The organism is Clostridium carboxidivorans P7, assembly GCF_001038625.1.
In the GTDB taxonomy this organism is placed as follows: domain Bacteria; phylum Bacillota; class Clostridia; order Clostridiales; family Clostridiaceae; genus Clostridium_AM; species Clostridium_AM carboxidivorans.
This window is the reverse complement of record NZ_CP011803.1, coordinates 5,679,700-5,701,631: the sequence shown is the minus strand read 5'-3', so window position 1 is coordinate 5,701,631 and position 21,932 is coordinate 5,679,700. Positions and strand designations below refer to the sequence as shown.

Sequence of the window (21,932 nt, the reverse complement as noted above, 5' to 3'; positions counted from 1 at the left end):
TACATGTAAATATTTAAAGTTGAATTTAATATATTTATTTATAGTGTTTCATAATCAAATCCCATATTCTGTTTCTACTGTAATTGTTTGATGCAATAAGATTTGATTTATAAATTATATTTTCATCTTCATATATACAAACATTCCCTACCTTATCCCCTTTTTTAATAACTCCATCTATTTTTTCTGGTTTCACAATTTTAACACTATAATTGACTTTATTTTTCAATGGGATAATAATATCATCCTCATATTCTAGATTTAAAACATCCTTATGCAAATTTATACTTCCAGCATTTTCTCCTTTAGAAAATATTCTTTTAAATTGATAGTTTTTATTAACATAATCATAAATTTTCTTTGTTTCCTTCCATCTCTCTCTACAATTTAAAACTACAACAATAACATCATTTCCTTGTACTTTACTTGAAGTTACCAAACACTTACCTGCCTTACCTGTATATCCTGTTTTTACACCATTAGCTTCAGGTAATTGCCACAATATTTTATTTATATTATGATAACTTCTTGTAAAATTATATGTTTTGCCATCTACATCTTTAGAACTTACAATGTCATTAAAAAGTTTAATTTCCTTAGCTTTTGCAGTAATAAGCGCTAAGTCATAAGCTGTTGTGTAATGATCCTCATAATCTAATCCGTGTGGTGAATGAAAATGTGTATTTAAAACACCTATTTCACTAGCGTATTCATTCATAAGCTGTACAAATTCCTCAACACTTCCACTTACACCTTCTGCAATAGCTATAGCTGCGTCATTCCCTGACCTAAGCATTAACCCATACAAAAGCTCTTTTAATGATATTTTTTCTCCTTTTTTAAAACCTACTGTAGATCCTCTTATGCCAGCTGCTTTCCCTGATACTTCTATTTTCCTCTCTAAATCACCATATTTTATAGCTACCAATGTAGTCATTATTTTAGTTGTACTTGCCATTGGAACTAAGGTATATGCTTTTTTTTCATAAAGTACTACTTTAGATTTACTATCTAATGCTATAGCATATCCAGCATCTACATATATATCTTTAGTAACATTTTCTTTGCCATTATCATTACTATTTTCTAAAGCTCGCACATCTATTGGCACAAATAAAGTTACTATAAATACTGTTAAAATTAATATATTAATATATTTAAATTTATTTTTCATAGGTAACATTCCTCCTTTCAAATATAGTTTTATTTTTTTGCAACTAAGTATATAATTATTTTCTCATTTAATATTTAAATTAACCCATAAATTTTTTCTATGCAGTTATATAAATTCCTTTAATGGATATAATTATTAATAAACACGGTTATTGAATTTTAATATTCTACAAACCTAAATATACAAAGGTATAGTTATTAGAGGAATTTTGGAGGAAAATTTAGTGCTAATTATTTTTAGTATTATTATTTTAATATTGTTAATACCAATACCAATTACGTTTAAAATTAAATATACAGATAAAAAATTATGTATGTACATATATAATATAGAGTTGATTTCAAAATTTAAATCTTATAAAAAAGAAGATGAAAATAAGAATAAAGATAAATCAAATTTTTATTTTGAAAATATAAGACTATTTTTAGATTTATTAAATAGGAATAAATTCAAACCTACCCTTAGATTTAAACTTAATTTTCAATATGGTCTAAATGATGCTGCCTATACAGCTATATGCTATGGACTATTTTGTGCATTATTTCCTTTAGTAATAAAATTATTAAATTATCCTTTTAAAATAAAAAAACATTCTATTTGTATCGTACCTGATTTAAAGAAGTTTATTTTAAAATTAGAATTAAACAGTATAATTTTTGTTAATTTTGCTAAAGTTATTTATATAATATATATAATATATAGGGTCTGGAGAATAAATCAAAAAATAATTCTTAGTAAAACTTAAATAAATGGAGGAATTTATTATGGATAATCATCCTATAGAAAATTTAATGAAAAGTACTATGGAAAATATTAAAGATATGATAGATGTTAATACCATAGTCGGCGATGCTGTAGAAGCCAAAGATGGCACTTTAATCATTCCAATATCTAAAGTTTCCTTTGGTTTCGCTTCTGGCGGAAGTGAATTTGACAATAGAAATACAGGTGGTACAGGATCTTCTCCTTACCCTTTTGGTGGCGGTTCTGGTGCAGGTGTTACTGTAAAGCCTGTAGCTTTTCTAGTTACAAAACAAGATTCTGTAAGGCTTTTGTCCTTGAATCAACAAAATACTTATGATAAAATAATCGACTCCATTCCTCAAGTAATGGATTTTATCAAAAACATAACTAAAGACAAAGATACAGAAAATCATAAAAAGGATTCAAAAGAACATTCTAAAGAAGACTCTAAAAAAGATTCTAAAGAAACATCTGAAGAAAAACAAACTGAAAAAAATTCTGATGAATAATATTAAAGATTAGCCGATTTAATTATGTAAATCAGCTAATCTTTAATATTTAATCCTCAATTTTTTCTTCATCTATATTATCACCAACTAAATCATCTAAATATGGTATACTATTAAGGTCTTCTAAGCCAAAGTACTTTAAAAACTCCTCAGTAGTACCATATAATATAGGTCTACCGGGCACATCCAACCTTCCTGATTCCTTAATTAAACCCTTCTGCACAAGAGTAGTTAAAGCTCTATCACTTTTTACTCCCCTTATTTCATCTATATCTATCCTTGTTATTGGCTGTTTATATGCAATAATAGCTAAAGTTTCTAAAGCTGCTTGGGACAACGACTGTCTTGAATTTGTGCCTAAAAGCTTTTCCACATAATCACTATTCTTTGACTTAGTAACCAATCCATAGCTTTCATTTACTTTTATTATTGTTATACCTCTAGATTCTTCTTCATAATATTTTATCATTTCTGCCATTAATTCTTTTGTAAACTTTGCACTGCACTCTATTATTGAAGCTATTTGTTTTATATCTATTGGTTCACCTGATACAAATAGTAGAGATTCTATTATAGAAAAGTATATATTCTTAGGTGATGCCTCTTCTATCTCCATTTGATTTATATTAATATTCTTCATTATTATTTATCCTTTCCACATAAATTTCTTTAAAATTATTTTCTTGAACTACTTTTATAACTCTCAATTTCATAAGCTCTAACAAAGCAAGAAATGTAACTACTACTTCCATTTTGTGAGAACAATGTTTTACTATATTAGAAAAAATAATTTTTTTATCATTTATCATAATTTCCTTTAAATAGTCAATTTTATCTTCTATCTTAAACTTGTCCAATGGAATTTCTTTATTAATTACATTTTCAGTATTTATTTTATTTTTATATACATTCATGAGTTTGCTATAAATCTCAAACAAATGAAGCATAGTTACTCCCTTAAGGAAATCCTTTGGATCAAAACTCTTATTCTTTTCCTCTATTATTTCTGGTTTTTTACTGAACATTCTTCCTATTCCTTGCTCTCTATTCTTAAAAAACTTAGCACTTTCCTTGAACTTTCTATATTCAACAAGCTTGTTTATTAATTCCTCTCTAGGATCCTTTTCATCACTATCTACTGCATTTTCATCAACTTTAGGTTTTGGTAAAAGCATCTTTGATTTTATTTCGATTAGTGTAGCTGATATTACTATAAATTCTGAAGTTATTTCAAGATCCATTTCCTCCATAGCCTTAACATACTCCAAATACTGGTTAGTAATATCATATATCTTGATATCATATATATCCATTTTATTTTTTTTTATTAAGTGAAGCAATAAATCAAAAGGACCTTCAAAGTTTTCTATTTTAATGTTTAAAGACATTTTATCTCTCCTAATTCCAAACACTTATAAATTAAAAATATTGCTTCGCAATACGCTTAAAGTATAAAATTTCATTGTTTAAGTATCTGTATTAATTATCTACAGTATTTAATTATAAGTCAACCTCTTTATTTTTACACATTTCTACTCGTAATCAAAAAAAATTAAATTTTCAATGGCTTTAAAACCATTGAAAATTTATATTTAAACTCCTCTATCTAATATTCTTACAAAGTTATCCCTTAAGTTTCCAATAATTCCTGGTTTTTTCACATCTCGATCACTATAAAGCTTAACTTTTCCTACTATTTTACCTTCTACATATACTTCACAATATCCTACAAATTCATTAGATTTATATTCTTTTTTGTCTTTATCTATAACTACTTTTTTACTTACCTTAGCATCTTTTCCTCTCTCTAAAACTACACTAAAATCATCTTGTGCTTTTGCTATAAAGAATCTATCTCCCTTTCTATTTAAATTTACTTTTTCAACATCTTTTCCTTTTTCTATAAGTTTTTTATTTTCATATTTTGAAAATCCATAATTCATAAGCATACTTGCATCTTTATTTCTCACTTTATATGTAGGAGATCCCATTATTACAGCTAACATTCTCACTCCATCTCTTGTAGCAGTTGCAGATATGCAATATTTAGCTTCATCAGTAAACCCTGTTTTTAAACCATCACAGCCTTTAAAAAATCTTACAAGCTTATTATGATTTACTAAACCTATAGGACTTTTTCTTCCTTCAGATATAGTTTCCATATATGTACCTGTATACTTTAATATATCTGGATGTTTTAACAGTTCTCTTGACATGATAGCTATATCATAAGCTGTAGTAACATGTCCTGGTGAACTTAATCCTGTACAATTATTAAAATTAGTATCCTTCATTCCAAGCTTATGAGCTCTTTCATTCATAAGTTTAACAAAGCCTTCCTCACTGCCGCCTAAATATTCTGCCATAGCCACAGCTGCATCATTACCAGATGCTATACCTATTCCTTTTATTAATTCCTCTACAGTTCTTACTTCTCCTGTGTCAAGAAGCATAGAACTTCCACCCATCTTTTTTGCATTTTCACTTATAGTAACCTTATCAGATAATTTTATTTTACCTGAATCCACATTTTCCATTGTTAAAAGCATAGTCATAACCTTTGTAACTGAAGCTGGTGCTAATTTTTCATGACAGTTTTTTTCATAAATTATTTTGCCATTTGAAGGCTCCATAAGTAATGCTGATTTAGCATCTACTTTCATTAAGTTATCTTCAACCTTAGTATTTGCTTCTGGTTCAGCTTTAACTGCTTTTGTAAAAATACCTAAAATTAAAGATAAAATTAGTATTACGCTTAATAAAGTTTTCTTTTTTCTTTTCTTTTTCATTTTTCATTTCCTCCTTTCTCTAAAATGTATTTTTTCCCGAAACTAATAATATTATGAGGAAATAAAAAATATTGCTTGACAAATTTAAAATTTGTATAAAAAATAGTGTATACTTTTATTGCAAAAAATTAACAAAGCCAGAGAATATAACTCCGGCTTTAGCACTCTCTATGCTCTAGGATGTGATTTTTTATATACCTCTGCAATTTTATTCTTTCTAGAAATAGAAGAATATATTTGAGTTGCTGATAAATCTTTATGTCCAAGCAACTCCTGTACAGACTTTATATCAGCCCCATTTTGAAGTAAATGAACTGCAAAAGAATGCCTTAGAGTAAATGCATTTATATGTTTATCTACTCCTGCAGCCTTTGCATAATATTTTACTATCTTCCAAAATCCCTGTCTGGTCATTTGAATTCCCCTTAAATTTATAAAAAGCAGATCTAAATTATATATATTAATTTGTGATCTTATTTTTAAATATTCCTGTAAACATTGTATAGCAATAGAACCTATAGGTATAATTCTTTCCTGATTTTTTGAACCTTTACATTTTATATAAGCAAGCTTTAAATTTATATCATATATAGTAATATTTAAAATTTCTGTAACCTTCATACCAGTGGCATAAAGCACTTCCAACATAGCTTTATCTCTTATGCCTTTATTTGTGCCTAAATCTGGCGTTGAAAGAAGCGTATCTACTTCTTCTACAGTTAAAATTTTAGGAATATTATGTTTAACTTTTGGTATTTCATAATTAATCATAGGATTTTCATTTATAAATCCTTTAATTGTAAGATACTTGTAAAAATTCCTAAGAGAAACTATATTTCTTATAATAGAAGAAGTAGCTCTTCCTTCTTTTTGCAATTGCTGAACATATGCCATTATGGAAACTACTTCTATTTCCACTACATTTTCATTTCTCTCTTTTATAAAATTATAAAACTTACTTATATCTCTTACATAAGCATCCATAGTATTTTTGCTTACATTCTTTTTTTCTAAATTTTCAATGTATTTCAAAAAAACTTTATCCATATCTTTCCCCATCCTTTAGAACAGTTTACCAAAGCCCTAAAAATTTATTAAAAACAATAATATAATTATGGAGGATATTAATATTTCTATGAACTAAGTTATTTACTAATATACTATTATCATAAACATTAGGCTTATTTATAAAATTATAAAAAACATAATCTAATAATTTGGGTAAAAACAATCCTAAAACTATTAATATAAAAAAGCATTTTAGTACAGTTATTATAAAATCATATATTTTCTCATCTATATTCATATTATAATGCTCCCAACACTTGCTATAATAAGTTTAACTATATTAGGAGTCAAATACGTTTCCATAAGAAAACCTATAAACATAACTGCAGCTACTAGCAAAAATGATAAGGAATACGATGTAACCATAACCCAAATATTAGATGTCCATTGTCTATTAGATTTATCTTTTAATATTGCCATAGAAAAATCCATAGCAATTACTGAAGCCAATATAAAGCATGGAATATATATTATGTTTTGTGGCAATACCCCAAGAAGTGAAAACATCATCCCTTTCATTCCCATTCCATTTACCATAAAACTTATAGTAAATCCTATGGTAAACCCCTTTATAATATCTATAATTAAAATGATAGGAATTCCTATCATAGTAAGGCCAAGAAACCACATTGCGAGTAAGATAGGAACATTACTTTTTAATGTTTCTGAGAATATAGATTTATAGCTTATATTTCCTGAATTAATGGCGGTATTAAAATTTTTGATGTAGCTTAAAAGATCTGTTTTATCAAAGCTTCCCATGTACCTTACACTGTACATTCCTAATACTATCCCTGTACATATACATAGAAGACTTATAATATACAGCCAAAAATTACTTTGTACATGCTTATTTAAAAGTCCTAATACTTTGTTTTCTGACATAATTTCATCCCCCTTTTGTTAATCACCTTTTTTTAATATCTATGAAAAACAAAAGAGTTATATGCATACATTACTCCATCATAAAAGCACTTATAGTTTTAGCATCTATTATTTCACCTTTTTTGATCATTTCTTTTACAATATCTATTTTTAATTCCTTTACATTTATAAATTCATCTTCGTCCTGTAATCCTGTGTTTCCCTTATATAAATCCTCTGCCTTATATAGATATATATATTCATCACAAAATCCAGGACTTGTAACTATTTTTCCTAAATAACTAAATTTATTTGCCTTATATCCTGTTTCCTCTTCAAGTTCTCTTATACCACAAATTTTGGGTTCTTCACCTCTTTCAATTTTTCCTGCTGGCAGCTCCAATAAGTTTCTTTCTAAAGGTTTTCTAAACTGCTCTACCAAAAGTATAGTATCTTTGTCTTTATATGCAAGTATAGCCACACCACCAGGATGATTTACTATTTCCCTTTTTGCCTCTTTTCCATTAGGAAGTTCAACGGTTTTCAAATTAACTTCAATAATTTTACCTTTATATATATTTTCATTTAGTAAAGTTTTTTCTTCAAACTGCACCTTATATTACCTCCAAATTTCATAAATAATACGTGTAAACTTTTCTCTTATTTTATTTAATTAAATTAATTTTATACTTTACATATATACTTGTCAATTATAGGAATATCATTGAACTTTTTATTTGTAAATAATACACTACCCTCTAGACAATATTAAAACATTATTATCTAGAGGGTAGTGCTACTTTACTTTTCATTTTCATATTTGACTTTCAATCTTCTTTACAAGCCTTTTGTAATTTCTTATAATTTCCTTTACTTCTTCTTCTTTATCCTGATCATCTGCTAATTTATCCCTTAGATCATTAATTCTACTTATTAATAGATCCTTTATGTTCTTAATTTCTTCAATATCTAAATCCAGCTTCATAGTATCACCTTCCTTTTGTTAAAATATTATGTCCTTAATTCATTTTTTAGAATATTATATTTTTAATTTTATAAGACCTTTTACACAACCTATTACAAAATTTTATTACTTTCTTAAGAAAATAACTAATTATAAGTGAAATTTACTTTTTATATTTATATGTTACACTTATTTAACAATTTATTCAATATACAAAATAAAAATGATAGATCAAAAATAATTTTTTGGTAACTTTAGACAAAACAAAAACACCTCCTTATTAATCGTTGTTTTTAACAACCAATAAGAAGGTGTACATTTCACCTATATAAATATAAGTTGGCTTACACGTATACCGTATATACACATTGAGCCATTAATACAACTAGTTAAGATACCTTATTCTTTAATCTTAGCTTATCAGCCACCATTGCAATGAATTCACTATTTGTTGGCTTACCTTTATCATTATGTATAGTATAGCCAAATATCTTGTTTATAGTTTCTACTTGTCCTCTAGCCCATGCAACCTCTATAGCATGCCTTATTGCTCTTTCTACTCTACTTGCAGTAGTATTATATTTTTTAGCTATAGAAGGATATAGCTCTTTTGTTACTGCAGATAAAAGTTCCATATTGTTTACTACCATAGTTATAGCTTCTCTTAAATACATATATCCTTTTATATGTGCTGGAACTCCTATTTCATGTATTATGTTTGTTATTTCCTGTTCAAGGTTAGTAGGTTCACTTTTAGTAAATTTAATTCCTGTAGTGTCAATTAATGAAATTGTTTTCTTAGGTTCATCTCCATTACTTATGGTATTATTAAACATTTGTCTTATTCTCTTAGTAAAAACATCCATATCAAATGGTTTTACTACATAATAGTCTGCACCTAACGTTATAGCTCTTTGAGTTATTTTATCCTGTCCTACTGCTGAAAGAACAATTATTCTTGGCATAGGGTCTATATTCATACTACTTAGTCTTTCTAAAACTCCAAGACCATCAAGATGTAGCATTATTATATCTAATACTACCAAGTCCGGATGCTTTTCCTCTATAAGTTTTAATGCTTCTAATCCATCTTTTGCAATGCCTGTTACTACAATATCTCTCTGATTTAAAAGATAATCATTGAGAATATTACAAAACTCTTTATTATCATCCGCAATAATCACACTTATTTTTGATTCTTCCATATTTCTTACTCCCCTTTATTATTTTAATTCCCATTTCTTAACAAATTAATTAATTCGACAAAACTAATTTAAATCCTTCTTAGAAATAAAAAATTCTATTTAAATTTAAAAGATAGCATAATTTATGCTATCTAATTTTATTCTATCACACTTTTTCCTATTATTTCAAATTTATTTGTGTTTTTATTTATTTCTATTTCTATTTATTTTGATAAAATATTAGCATCCTTAAGCATCCATTCTATATATATACCATAACCAGTATCTGGTTTATTTATAAGCACATGAGTTACTGCACCTATTATTTTGCCTTCCTGTATAATAGGACTCCCACTCATTCCTTGCACAATGCCTCCAGTTTTCTCTAAAAGGACAGGGTCTGTTATCTTTATTACCATACTCTTAGGACCTGGTGAATCCTGTGCTAGTAATTTTTCTATTCTTATATCATAAAATTTTGGTTTTTCTCCCTCTACAGTTGTTAAAATCTTAGCTGGTCCTTCCTTTATTTCATTTCTCAATGCAATTTTCATAGGTTTAACGTTTCTATTAATTAGCTCACTACTACCTTTACCAAAAATACCACATTTCGTATTTTTATATATTTTGCCTAATATCTTTTCTTCATTTACAAATATACCTTTCAATTCACCAGGATTTCCTTTTAACCCCCTTTTTACCGATACAATTGAAGATGGTACTATTTCTCCTGAACTTATATTTAAAATAGTTCCAGTATCAATATCTGTTATAGGATGACCTAATGCTGCAAACATACCAGTTTTTTCATCATAAAAAGTTAATGTTCCTACTCCAGCAGTACAATCTCTTATCCATAAGCCTATTTTTAAATTATCATCTTCTGGATTTTTAATAGGTCTAACTTTCTTTTCAATTTCTTCTCCTTTTCTATCTATTATTATTTTTAGTTCTTCTCCATTTGAGTCATTTATTTGTTTTTGAACATCTTCTGAACTTTTAACAAGACAATTGTTTATTTTGATAATATTGTCTCCTATTTGTATACCAGCTAAAGCTGCTGGACTGGCTATCTTTTCTTTTTCTGTTCTTATATCAGACAAAGCTACCACTAAAACTCCTTTTGTATTAAGTTTTACACCTACTGGTTGACCTCCAGGATATAAAACTATGGAGTTGCTTACAGACTTCAGTGACACCAATTTTACAGGCAATATTCCTAATAAATTTACACTTACTTTTTTATCTTCCATATCTATATTTTCTGTTTTATATGCTTCTCTTAGCTTTATTAGATTGTCAGACTTTAAACTTTCACCTTCTCTTATAAATATAGTAGTAGGTATATTTTGTGCCTTATAGTAAGAAACTATCATTAACAACAGGATAGGAATTAAAATACAGCATAACATTTTTTTAATTTTTTTATCCATGCTTTTGCCTCCTGTCTTTAATTTATCTGATTTTAAGTTTCCCTTTAGAGAAGCTTATTATGCTATTATATACTTTCATTTAAAGTCATCTTTTTTATTTTTGCACTAAAATTTTCAGTAAAAATTTATAATTCACATGTATGGTATTGAACTATTAAACAAAATAAAAAAAACTGCAAATTTTTGCAGTTTTTATATAATTAACTTTTTTCTAGAATTAGCCATTTTTATAAGCTCTTTAGCATGTTCTAAAGTCAATTTCGTAACTTCAGAACCTCCTATCATTCTAGCTATTTCATATTCTTTTTCCTGATAATCCATCTTTTTAATTGTAGTATAAGTTTTTTCATCTTTGACTTTTTTAGATACCCAATAATGTATATCTGACATGCAAGCAATTTGTGGAAGATGAGTTACACAAAAAACCTGATGATTTTTAGATATAACATACATTTTTTCTGCTACACATTGAGCAATTCTTCCGCTTATTCCAGTATCTATTTCATCAAATATTACAGAAGGTATATGATCTTTATCCACAAATACAGTTTTTAATGCCAACATTATTCTGGAAAGTTCTCCACCTGATACTACCTTCTCTAGAGGCTTTAAAGGTTCTCCTGGATTCGTTGATATATAAAATTGAATTTTATCCATACCATTTAAGTAAAATTTTGTTTGAAATTCTACACTTACTTTAAATGTACTTTTTTCAAGCCCCACAAAATCTAATTCACTTTTTATCCTTAATTGTAATTCCTCAGCTATTTCACATCTTTCTTTATGAAGCTTTTCTCCATAGACCTTTAATTCTTCCATTAAATTGTTTCTTTTATTCTTTAAATTTTCTATTATCTCGCTGCTATTTATCATTTCATCATATTGAGATTTTATTTTATCTCTATACTTTAAAATATCATCTATACTATTACCATACTTTTTCTTAACTCCATTTATTTGATATATCCTACTATTTATATATTCTAGTTCCCCTTCGTCATAGAAAATATCATCTTTTATACTTCTTATCTGCTCTATACCACCTTCAATATTATAATAAGCATCTTTTAAAGCATCAATTATCTCATTTATTTTAGGTAAGTTTTCCTGGACTAAAGAAAGATCTTTTATAACCATTCCTAAATTATCATAAATAGACATTGATTCTTCACTTCCAGTATAAAGACAAGAATAAGAATTATTTAACGTATTATTTATTTTTTCTGCATTTGAAAGCACTTTATATTTTTCTTCAAGCTCTACATCTTCATTTTCTTTTAATTTTAAGGAATTTATTTCATCTATTTGATATTTCAAAAAGTCTATAAGCTTATCTCTTTCTCCATCTTTGCCTGCAAGTTCATTGATTTTGCTCTCAATTTCACAAAGTTTATTATACTTTTCCCTATAATTCAATAAAAATTCTCTTAAGTTTTCTTCTCCATAAGAATCCACATAGTCAATATGATTTTCTGCAGATAATAAATTTTGGTTTTCATGTTGTCCATGAATATCTAACAAAGTATTACTTATTGACTTTAAAGTATTTATTAATATTGATTTACCATTAACCTTTGTAATACTTTTTCCTGATTGAAATGTTTCCCTACTTATTATAACCAAATTATTAACATCAATATCTATATCATTTTGTTTCAATATTTCTAATGTTTTACAATTTGTTAATGTAAAAATTGCTTCTACAAAAGTCTTATTTTCGCCAGTTCTTATTAAATCTTTATTAAACTTGCTGCCCAGAACATAATTTATAGCATCTATAATTATAGATTTTCCTGCTCCAGTTTCACCTGAAAGTACATTAAATCCATCATCAAAAGATATGCTTAAATTTTCTATTAATGCAAAATTTTTTATATTTAACTGAAGAAGCATAATTTCTAAATGCCTCCCTACTTTAAGAAATCATTTTTTTCATTTTTTGTGCTATAATCTCTGCCTTTTCACTATCTCTAGCTAGTAAAAAGATTGTATTATCTCCTGCAATAGTACCAGCTACACCATCAAAATTTAATGTATCAATAGCTTCAGCAGCAGCAGCAGCAGATCCTGTCATAGTTTTTATAATTACAAATTTATCTATATTTTCAACACTAACTACAGTTTGTGAAAATATATTTATAAGTTTGTTTGATAAAAAACTTTCTGTATGTACTATAGTTGCATATTTATAATTACCGTCATCAGCTAGAACTTTAATCAATTTTAATTCTTTTATATCTCTTGAAACAGTAGCCTGTGTAACATCCATTCCACTCTTTATTAATTCTTCCGCTAATTCCTCCTGTGTTTCAATATTTTTTGAATTTATAATTTCTAGTATTTTAGCATGTCTCGTTATCTTCATAACTTTCACCTTCACATTCCTTTGCCTAAATGTAATTTTTGTACATTATATCTTATTTGAAAATCATTTTTTTTATATTCTGAGTTATTGTTTTTGCTTTATCAACATCTCTAGCTACTATAAAAATAGTATTACTTCCTGCAACAGTACCAGCTATGCCATAAAAATTTAATGAGTCAATAGCTTCTGCTGCCGCATTAGCAGAACCACCTATAGTTTTTACTATTATGAAATTATCCACATTTTCAGCACTAATTACAGTTTGTGAAAAAATGTTCATTAGTTTATCTGATAAAAAATTTTCTGTATGCACTCTAGTAGCATATTTATAATTACCATTATTACCTAAAACCTTAATTAATTTCAATTCTCTAATATCCCTTGAAACAGTGGCCTGTGTAACATCCATTCCACTGATTTTTAGTTCTTCTGCTAAATTTTCTTGTGTTTCAATATCCTTTGAATTTATAATTTCAAGTATTTTAGCATGTCTTGTCGCCTTCATACTCTTCACCTTCGTACCCCTTTGATCTAAATGTGACTTTTTTTCTTAGCGTATCAAAATAATCATTGCTATTTAGTTTAACTAATTTACACTTATTTTTTGCACTACAAACATTTACAGATTGAGCCTTATCCACTTCTATCCACTCTTGACCGTCTATAGACAAAAATATGTTTTCATCGTTTTTAGGGAAATTTATAGATATATTGCTTTTTCCATCTAAAACTATAGTTCTTGCTCCAACAGTTTGTGAATACATAGGAGTCAAAACAAAATTATCTAAGGTTGGATAAATTATAGGTCCTCCTGCTGATAGTGAATATGCTGTAGAACCTGTAGGAGTACTTATTATTATTCCATCCGCTGCAAAAGTGTTATAATATTTATCATCGATATAAATTTTATATTTCACTATTCTTGCCAAAACTCCTTTAGATAACACCACATCATTCAACCCTATATGATGTTTTATTATACCTTGTTGCTCATAACTACATTGAAGCATCATTCTTTCTTCAACAACATAATCTCCTTTTAAAAGACTCTTAATAGCATAACTTATATTTGAACTTTCCACTTGAGCTAAAAAGCCTAAATGCCCTATGTTAATTCCAAAAATAGGAACATCATATTTAGCTATGTGTCTTGCAGTATTTAATATAGTTCCATCTCCGCCTAAAACTATAATCATATCTAATTCATAACTTTTTTCTTCATTTAACCCTATGCAATCTTCATATACATTGATATTAATATTCTCACACTCATTATGAATGGTTTTTAATATAAAATTTAACATTTTTCTTTTTTTGTCTTTTGTTGTATTTACATTAATACCTATATTTTTCATAGTGCCTCCCCATTAAGATTAGCATGTGCTGAGTTTACTACATTCATAATATCATTTTCACAATAAGTTTCAATATAGTCTTTTTCCTTAGTAAAATAAATTAAATATTCTATATTTCCCTCTGGTCCTTTTATTGGTGAATAATCTAATGCAATTATTTTTGTGTTTTGACCTTGAACAAATTCTGCAATTTCCTTAACAACCTCTTCATGAGTTGATTTTTCCCTTACTACTCCCTTTTTTCCAACTTTCTCTCTACCTGCTTCAAATTGTGGCTTTATTAAAGCCATTATTCTTCCATTTTCATTAAGTAAATTTAAAACTGCTGGAACTACTTTTTTTAAGGATATAAACGATACATCTATACTAGCAAAATCTGATGCTTCTCCTACATCCTCTGGTTCTAAATATCTCACATTAGTTCTTTCCATACATACTACTCTTGGATCTGTTCTCAGTTTCCATGCAAACTGACCATAGCCTACATCTACAGAAAAAACTTTTTTAGCTCCACTTTGAAGCATGCAATCTGTAAATCCTCCAGTAGAAGCACCTATATCCAAACAAGTTTTATCTTTTAAATCTATATTAAAATTCTTTACAGCTTTTTGAAGTTTTAAACCTCCTCTACTTACAAAAGGAAGTTTTTCTCCTCTAAATTCTATATTTGAAGATTCTTTTACTTTTTCTCCACACTTATCAACTCTTTGATTATCTACAAATATTTCTCCAGCCATTATACTAGCTCTAGCCTTTTCCCTAGAAGGGAATAATCCTTTTTTTACTAACAATACATCAAGTCTTTCTTTTGCTTCTGACATAGTAAACTCCTTTACCCTTATACTATTTTCAATACACTTTTTACAATTCCCTCAACATCTAATCCATATAACTTATATAATAAATCTGGTTTTCCATGAGGTATAAATTCATCTTTAAATCCAAGATTCATAACCTTTACTTTTTTATCGAGAGTATTTATATATTCAAGTACATATGATCCAAGGCCTCCTCTTATAACATTATCTTCTATAGTTACAATATTCATGCCTTCTTCTACCAATGCCTTAATTAACTCTTTATCTATAGGTTTTATAAAGCAAGCATTTACAACACTTACATTAATACCTAGATCTTTTAACTTCTGTTTTGCTAAAATAGAATGCTGAACCATTTTTCCTTGGGCAATTAATGCTATATTTCCTTCTTTATTAACTACTTCCCATTTTCCTAATGTAAAATCATTAAGGGGTTCCATTAAAACTTTTTCATTATCGCCACCCCTTGGATATCTTATTGCTATAGGATAATTTTGTTTCACAGACCATTTAAGCATATTTTTAAGTTCAAAAATACACTTAGGTGACATTACTGTTATATTAGGTATATGTGTCAAAAATGATAAATCAAATACCCCTTGATGTGTTTCACCATCTTGACCTACAATTCCAGCTCTATCAATAGCAAATATAACAGGTAACTTTTGTATACACACATCATGTAATATTTGGTCATACGCTCTTTGAAGAAATGTGGAGTAAACAGCAAAAACAGGTTTTAATCCAGTCTTGGCCATACCTGCTGCCATAGTTACTGCATGTTGTTCTGCAATACCTACATCAAAAAATCTACTTGGAAAAACTTTTGAAAATTCACCAAGACCTGTTCCGTCTCTCATAGCTGCAGTTATAGCTACTACATTATTGTAATGCTTTCCAAGCCAAACCATTTCCTCTCCAAAAGCCTTTGAATAAGTGACACATGAATCAGCACATACTTCTCCACTATCACAATGAAAAGGTCCTATACTATGAAATTTCCCAGAGTTCTTTTCTGCAAATTCATAACCCTTTCCTTTTTTCGTTATTACATGTATAATCACAGGCTCCTTAATATTTTTAGCTTTTGATAATACTTCTGTAAGCTCTTTCAAATTATGTCCATCAACAGGACCTAAATATTTAATTCCCATATCTTCAAAAAACATACCAGGAACTATCATTTGCTTTATTCCATTTTTTATTCTTTCTAGGTATTTAGCCATACCTCTACCTATATTAGGTATCTTTTTTAGTGTATTTTCTACTTCTAATTTAAATTTATTATACTTAGGATCAATTCTTATTTTATTAAGATATTTTGATACTCCGCCTACATTTTTTCCTATAGACATTTGATTATCATTTAATATTATTATTAATTTAGTTTTCCTATATCCTGCATCATTTAATGCTTCTAATGCCATACCTCCAGTAAGAGCCCCATCACCTATTACAGCTACTACTTCATGTGTTTCTCTTTTTAAATCTCTGGCTCTAGCCATTCCAAGTGCTGCTGATATAGATGTACTACTATGACCTGTTTCAAAAAAATCATAAATACTTTCTGAACTTTTAGGAAAACCGCTCATGCCCCCAAACTGTCTCAGAGTATTAAATTTTTCTTTTCTTCCTGTAAGTAATTTATGTACATAAGCTTGATGTCCTACATCCCATATAAGTTTATCCTTATCTAAATCTAATACGCTGAACAAACTCAAAGTCAATTCTACAACACCTAAATTAGACGCAAGATGACCACCTGTTTTTGAAACATTTTCTATTAAGAATTCTCTTATTTCATGAGCTAATTGTTGTTGTTGTTTCAATGACATATGTTTTATTTCATGTATTCCCTTATAATTTTCTAGTATATTTGACATTTTTATCTATCCTTTTTAAAAAAATATATTATTTTGCAAACTTTAAACAGTATTTCATTACTTCTGTTAATGGCTAAATTTTTTCCTATAGATTTTCCTCCTATAGTAAAAGCTCCTATAACCACTCCTATAAGTGTATTTATAACATATGTATTTAAGCCTGGGAAAAGTAAATGAACTTTACTTGCTATGTATACTCCTATGGAACCACTTACTATTCCACATACATCACCTACTACATCATTACATATACTAGATGTTTTATCCGCATTTTTTATAAGCTTTATAGCTATTTTAGCACCCTTTACTTTCTTAGATGCCATAGCATGAAATGGTATTTCATTAGCAGCAGTAACAGCTACTCCTATAATATCAGATATTATTCCTGTAAATATAATAAAAATTAATATAATAAAAGCTACTAAGATATTTACTTTTTTTAGTAGCACATCAGATAAAAGAGAAATACTTCCGCAAATTATCATGGACCCACAAATAATTTTCAAAATCCATTTAGTATTACTCTTTTTACTATTAGATTTAGATTTACTTCCCAAAAATTTATTCCTCCAAAAGTTATATATAACTAAGTTTTAAAATTTAAAACTTCCATTCACTCTAAAATATGTAGTGGTGGTAGTATACTAAGTAAACTTTGCGGCTTAGGTCTAGTAGGATTTCCCATAGAGCAATCTAAATGTCGCCATTTGGACGGTTTCCCTTTAATACTCTATCTACATTGTCGCCATAAATAGAACTAGATCGCCACTTAGTCCGCACTGTAATCCCTAATATACTTTTATACAAAACAGTCTAGGAGATTTCCTCAACAGTTAGGTACTTTTCTAGCCTCTTTTGCAGAATAGGTTTCTTTAAGCAATAGCCTGAAGTTTTTGGCCAAAACTTCAGATTTAAACTTACCTCCACCTAAATCCACTCAAGGCAGGCTACACTGCACATAGCTTTTACACCACATTACAGGTTTAATCCATTGACGTACACTAGGCATCTCGCCACATGTACAAGCAATGGTCTCCACGGTGGTAGGGTCAGTTGCGCATGCCGTTGCGGCCGCCCCATCCTCCTTACTCCCAGCACCAACCCATAACTGGGCGTCATAAGCCAGCACAAGGAACTTCATCGATATGCCCTTTGACGGATTTTTAGCCCCGTCCTCAAAAAGCACTTACCTGACTAGAATACTGCACCACCTTTTTATATTTCACAGTAAAACATTATATCATAGCTTTTTTATATATTCAAAGTATGTTTAAATCCAAATTCACCATAATGCTACAAATACAATATTATTTTTCCCTATTTAATAAAAATAGTGTTAAATCTTTCAATTTAGATGTATCTCCAGAAATATTATCAAGCACTTCTATACATTCTGCTGTAATTGAATTACACATTTCAATACATTTATTCAATCCATAGGTTGTAATAAAAGTCGTCTTATTATTATCCAAATCACTTTTAGCTTTTTTGCCTAAAACTTCTGTATCTCCAACTATGTCTAAAATATCATCCTTTATTTGAAAAGCAAGTCCAAGCTTTTGTCCATAATATTCTAAATTTTCTATATCTCTCTTGGGAGCTTCACCTAATATTGCTCCTGCTATTATAGATGCTTTTATAATAGCTCCTGTTTTCTTACTATGCATGTAATATAATTGATCAATTGGTATCTTAGTATTTTCACTTAATATATCAACAGTTTGACCTCCGACCATACCTTCAGCTCCTGCACTTTCAGCAATAAAGCTGCATGCTTTTATGAAATTATGCTGCTCATTCATACAACTTTTTAACATTATACTCATACCTTCATTTAAAAGTCCATCTCCTGCAAGAACAGCCACTGCTTCCCCAAATACTTTATGATTTGTAGGTTTTCCTCTTCTTAAATCGTCATTGTCCATACATGGCAAATCATCATGGATTAACGAGTAGGTATGAATCATTTCTACAGCTGAAGCTATAGGTAAAACTTTTTCAAAGTCATCTTTATAAAGCATATAGGTAAGTAATAATAGTAAAGGTCTTATTCTCTTTCCTCCAGCACCTAAACTATATTCCATAGCTTCATAAACTTTCTTATTATAACTTCCTTTGTCTTTAAAATAACTCCCCAGCCAATTTTCAATACTATTTCTTAAATGTTCTATTGATATCTCTTTCTCCATATCACATTCCCCATTCTTAATTGTTAATAAAATTAACTTTCTACTTTAAAGTCCTTTTCCCCTGATTCTGTGAAAAGCTTTATTTTTCCTTCTGCTTCACTTAAAATTTTATATAATTTGTTTGTAAGCTTTACACCTTCTTCATATTTTTTCATACTTTCTTCTAAAGATAAACTTCCTGTATCCATTTCGTTAACTATTTCCTCTAACTTTTTTAGCATAGTTTCATAAGATTCATTTTTTCTGGGCACAAGATCACCTTCACTCTCAAATTTCCATAATTAATTTTTAATCTTTAGGTTAAACTCTTCACTTCCATCTTTTAAAGTAATTTTAACCTTATCTAATTTTTTTAGATTTTGTATGGTGTTTACAACACCTATTTTCTCATTTTCAATGACAGCATAACCTTTATTTAGTATATTCATTGGATTATGTGCTGTAAGCAAAGAATTAGCTTTAATAAGTTTTTCTCTTTCCTTTTCTAACCTTGTTTTTATTTTTATATTCATTAGTTCTTTTAATCTATCAATATTATTATATTCATTTACTATATATGAATAAGGACTATTAACATCTAAATTTCTCTTAAGTAATTCTAAAGAATTACTTTTTTCCTTTAATATAAAATCTATTAGATTATTTAAAGTATTTTTATAAGAAACAATCTTGCTTTGCAAATCTTCCAAATTAAATACTGCTAATTCAGCTGCAGCTGAAGGTGTAGGTGCTCTTCTATCACTGACAAAATCTACTATAGTATAGTCAGTTTCATGACCTACCCCTGTTATTATAGCTTTTTTTGAATTATATATTGAATATGCTAGCTTTTCATCATTAAAACACCATAGTTCTTCTATAGAACCTCCACCTCTTGCCAGTATAATAACATCTATATCATCAATCCTATTTAAATATTCTATAGCCTTTATTATACTTTCACTAGCATTTATTCCTTGAACTAAAGCAGGATATATTAAAAGTTCCACAGCATCGTTTCTTCTTTTTGCCACATTAATTATATCTCTTACAGCCGCACCTGTAGGCGAAGTTACTACTCCAATTTTTCTAGCATAAGGAGGTATCTCCTTCTTATGTGTAACTTCAAATAGTCCCTGACTTTGAAGTTTACTCTTCAGCTTCTCAAAAGCCATATAAAGCTCTCCCACACCATCTAGCTCTATATCATTACAGTATATTTGATATGCTCCATCCTTCTCATAGACAGAAACTCTTCCTTTAACTACAACCTTCATTCCATTTTCAGGCATAAACTTCAAATTTCTTGCCGAACTTCTAAACATAACACAATTTATTTTGCTGTATTCGTCCTTTATAGAAAAATATATATGCCCACTACTATGAAGTTTAAAATTAGATATTTCTCCTTTTACATTGGAATTTCCCAATATGAAATCATTATCTACTAACTTTTTTATGTAACCATTTAACTCAGATACAGTTAAAGTTTTAATATACATTATTATTCACCTTTACAAATTAGACATTGAAAACTCAGTTCAATGTCTAAATCTTAATTATTTTTCCTTAATCATGCTGCCCAAGACTCCATTTATAAATGCTGCAGACTTATCACCTGAATATCTTTTAGCTAGTTCAATAGCTTCATTTATAGATACATTCTTAGGAATATTGTCTTCATATAAAAATTCATAAGTACATACCCTTAATATAGCTACATCTAGCTTAGATAATCTGTTAAGTTTCCAATTTATAAGATGCTTTTCAATTGCACTATCTATAGACTCCTTATTTTCTTGCACTCCTTTAAGAACTCTTATTACATATTCCATGTCTATATCTTTTAGGTCAATATTTTCAGGGTCTATCTCATTTTTACCTTCAATACCTGTAATTTGCAACTCACTTTTGTCTAACTCTATATTCTCCTTCAGGTTTGCTACAACATCCTTGAAATCTTCCTTATTTATAGTCATTTGAAACAATAGTTTCATAACTAGTTCTCTTGATTTTCTTCTGTTCATTTCTTCCTCCTAATTTTGCCAGATAATATTCTATTATTAATTATTCTCAGTTTAGATATAATTATACTTAAAGTATTTATGTAGTTCAAGTATACTAGCATAAATATTTACTAAAACATGGAAACACCCTCTGAATTCAGAGGGTGCAAATATTATTCTTCAATATCTTCTACAGAATCTTCTATCTTTGGTATCATAACATTTTGAACATGTATATTTACTGCTGAAACACAAAGCCCAGTCATGGATTCAACAGCCTTTCTTACATTATCCTGTACTTCTAATGCAACATCAGGTATTCTTATACCATATTCCACTACTACGTACAAATCAATAGCTGCACTGCTTTCTCCAACACTTACTTTAACACCCTTTGACAGGTTTTTCTTTCCACTTAATATCTGAGTGATTCCACCTACAAGGCTAGCACTCATTCCTACTATTCCTTTTACTTCTGTAGTTGCTAATCCTGCAATTACACCAACTACTTCATCGGATATTTTAACAATACCTAAGTCGATTTCATTTTTAACATTATCTTCCATTGGCAATACCCCCTAGTTCTTGACATAAATCAAAAATCTTAT

Annotated in this window: 25 protein-coding genes; 2 read left to right on the top strand and 23 right to left on the bottom strand. The window is 28.5% G+C overall.

What is annotated here, in order from left to right:
• Positions 1-34: 34 nt before the first annotated feature.
• Complete coding sequence (locus Ccar_RS25720; protein WP_007064764.1) at positions 35-1,174, bottom strand: D-alanyl-D-alanine carboxypeptidase family protein; 1,140 nt, start codon at positions 1,172-1,174, stop codon at positions 35-37.
• Between the two features lie 223 nt (positions 1,175-1,397).
• Here Ccar_RS25720 and Ccar_RS25715 point away from each other — a divergent pair, with 223 nt between their 5' ends.
• Both Ccar_RS25715 and ytfJ read left to right on the top strand, forming a co-directional pair.
• Positions 1,398-1,919 carry a DUF2953 domain-containing protein gene (locus tag Ccar_RS25715; RefSeq protein WP_007059995.1) on the top strand — a complete coding sequence of 174 codons (522 nt, stop codon included), beginning with the start codon at positions 1,398-1,400 and terminating at the stop codon, positions 1,917-1,919.
• Positions 1,920-1,938: 19 nt separating this feature from the next.
• Complete coding sequence (gene ytfJ, locus Ccar_RS25710) at positions 1,939-2,427, top strand: GerW family sporulation protein (RefSeq protein WP_007064765.1); 489 nt, start codon at positions 1,939-1,941, stop codon at positions 2,425-2,427.
• A gap of 49 nt (positions 2,428-2,476) precedes the next feature.
• Here the strand turns inward: ytfJ and scpB are convergent, their stop codons facing one another.
• The 22 genes from scpB to Ccar_RS25600 form a co-directional block, all read right to left on the bottom strand.
• Positions 2,477-3,067: an SMC-Scp complex subunit ScpB gene (gene scpB, locus Ccar_RS25705; protein WP_007059997.1), complete on the bottom strand. Its 591-nt coding sequence runs from the start codon at positions 3,065-3,067 to the stop codon at positions 2,477-2,479.
• Positions 3,054-3,815, bottom strand: coding sequence for a segregation/condensation protein A (locus tag Ccar_RS25700; RefSeq protein WP_007059998.1), 762 nt, complete (start codon positions 3,813-3,815; stop codon positions 3,054-3,056). The genes scpB and Ccar_RS25700 overlap by 14 nt, the downstream gene beginning before the upstream one ends.
• A gap of 204 nt (positions 3,816-4,019) precedes the next feature.
• Positions 4,020-5,216, bottom strand: a complete 1,197-nt coding sequence (locus tag Ccar_RS25695; RefSeq protein WP_007059999.1) for a D-alanyl-D-alanine carboxypeptidase family protein — start codon at positions 5,214-5,216, stop codon at positions 4,020-4,022.
• A gap of 168 nt (positions 5,217-5,384) precedes the next feature.
• Complete coding sequence (gene xerD / locus Ccar_RS25690; protein WP_007060000.1) at positions 5,385-6,263, bottom strand: site-specific tyrosine recombinase XerD; 879 nt, start codon at positions 6,261-6,263, stop codon at positions 5,385-5,387.
• A gap of 25 nt (positions 6,264-6,288) precedes the next feature.
• Positions 6,289-6,522 carry a hypothetical protein gene (locus Ccar_RS25685; protein ID WP_007060001.1) on the bottom strand — a complete coding sequence of 78 codons (234 nt, stop codon included), beginning with the start codon at positions 6,520-6,522 and terminating at the stop codon, positions 6,289-6,291.
• Entirely contained in the window at positions 6,519-7,169 is a 651-nt protein-coding gene (spoIIM, locus tag Ccar_RS25680) for a stage II sporulation protein M (protein WP_007060002.1), read from the bottom strand. The genes Ccar_RS25685 and spoIIM overlap by 4 nt, the downstream gene beginning before the upstream one ends.
• Before the next feature lie 70 nt (positions 7,170-7,239).
• Positions 7,240-7,761 (bottom strand): NUDIX hydrolase, encoded by a 522-nt coding sequence (locus Ccar_RS25675; protein ID WP_007060003.1) that lies wholly within the window; start codon positions 7,759-7,761, stop codon positions 7,240-7,242.
• Between the two features lie 201 nt (positions 7,762-7,962).
• Positions 7,963-8,133: a hypothetical protein gene (locus tag Ccar_RS27190; RefSeq protein WP_007060004.1), complete on the bottom strand. Its 171-nt coding sequence runs from the start codon at positions 8,131-8,133 to the stop codon at positions 7,963-7,965.
• A 368-nt stretch (positions 8,134-8,501) separates the two neighbouring features.
• On the bottom strand, positions 8,502-9,317 hold the full coding sequence (spo0A, locus tag Ccar_RS25670; RefSeq protein ID WP_007060005.1) for a sporulation transcription factor Spo0A: 816 nt from the start codon (positions 9,315-9,317) through the stop codon (positions 8,502-8,504).
• Positions 9,318-9,520: 203 nt separating this feature from the next.
• Positions 9,521-10,729, bottom strand: a complete 1,209-nt coding sequence (gene spoIVB, locus Ccar_RS25665) for a SpoIVB peptidase (protein ID WP_007060006.1) — start codon at positions 10,727-10,729, stop codon at positions 9,521-9,523.
• Between the two features lie 192 nt (positions 10,730-10,921).
• Positions 10,922-12,622: a DNA repair protein RecN gene (recN, locus tag Ccar_RS25660; protein ID WP_007060007.1), complete on the bottom strand. Its 1,701-nt coding sequence runs from the start codon at positions 12,620-12,622 to the stop codon at positions 10,922-10,924.
• Between the two features lie 22 nt (positions 12,623-12,644).
• On the bottom strand, positions 12,645-13,094 hold the full coding sequence (locus tag Ccar_RS25655) for an arginine repressor (RefSeq protein ID WP_007060008.1): 450 nt from the start codon (positions 13,092-13,094) through the stop codon (positions 12,645-12,647).
• Between the two features lie 52 nt (positions 13,095-13,146).
• Positions 13,147-13,599 (bottom strand): arginine repressor, encoded by a 453-nt coding sequence (locus tag Ccar_RS25650; RefSeq protein ID WP_007060009.1) that lies wholly within the window; start codon positions 13,597-13,599, stop codon positions 13,147-13,149.
• Positions 13,577-14,449 (bottom strand): NAD(+)/NADH kinase, encoded by an 873-nt coding sequence (locus Ccar_RS25645; protein WP_007060010.1) that lies wholly within the window; start codon positions 14,447-14,449, stop codon positions 13,577-13,579. The genes Ccar_RS25650 and Ccar_RS25645 overlap by 23 nt, the downstream gene beginning before the upstream one ends.
• Positions 14,446-15,270, bottom strand: coding sequence for a TlyA family RNA methyltransferase (locus tag Ccar_RS25640; protein ID WP_007060011.1), 825 nt, complete (start codon positions 15,268-15,270; stop codon positions 14,446-14,448). The genes Ccar_RS25645 and Ccar_RS25640 overlap by 4 nt, the downstream gene beginning before the upstream one ends.
• Before the next feature lie 17 nt (positions 15,271-15,287).
• Complete coding sequence (dxs, locus tag Ccar_RS25635; protein ID WP_007060012.1) at positions 15,288-17,150, bottom strand: 1-deoxy-D-xylulose-5-phosphate synthase; 1,863 nt, start codon at positions 17,148-17,150, stop codon at positions 15,288-15,290.
• A 2-nt stretch (positions 17,151-17,152) separates the two neighbouring features.
• Complete coding sequence (locus Ccar_RS25630) at positions 17,153-17,707, bottom strand: CNNM metal transporter family protein (protein ID WP_007064768.1); 555 nt, start codon at positions 17,705-17,707, stop codon at positions 17,153-17,155.
• A gap of 750 nt (positions 17,708-18,457) precedes the next feature.
• Positions 18,458-19,339, bottom strand: coding sequence for a polyprenyl synthetase family protein (locus tag Ccar_RS25620; RefSeq protein ID WP_007060014.1), 882 nt, complete (start codon positions 19,337-19,339; stop codon positions 18,458-18,460).
• Between the two features lie 32 nt (positions 19,340-19,371).
• Complete coding sequence (locus Ccar_RS25615; protein ID WP_007060015.1) at positions 19,372-19,590, bottom strand: exodeoxyribonuclease VII small subunit; 219 nt, start codon at positions 19,588-19,590, stop codon at positions 19,372-19,374.
• Positions 19,591-19,620: 30 nt separating this feature from the next.
• Entirely contained in the window at positions 19,621-20,820 is a 1,200-nt protein-coding gene (gene xseA, locus Ccar_RS25610; protein WP_007064769.1) for an exodeoxyribonuclease VII large subunit, read from the bottom strand.
• Between the two features lie 57 nt (positions 20,821-20,877).
• Positions 20,878-21,345 (bottom strand): transcription antitermination factor NusB, encoded by a 468-nt coding sequence (gene nusB, locus Ccar_RS25605; protein WP_007060018.1) that lies wholly within the window; start codon positions 21,343-21,345, stop codon positions 20,878-20,880.
• 152 nt (positions 21,346-21,497) lie between these two features.
• A complete protein-coding gene (locus Ccar_RS25600; protein WP_007060019.1) occupies positions 21,498-21,890 on the bottom strand; it encodes an Asp23/Gls24 family envelope stress response protein in 393 nt (130 codons plus the stop codon).
• Positions 21,891-21,932 lie beyond the last annotated feature (42 nt).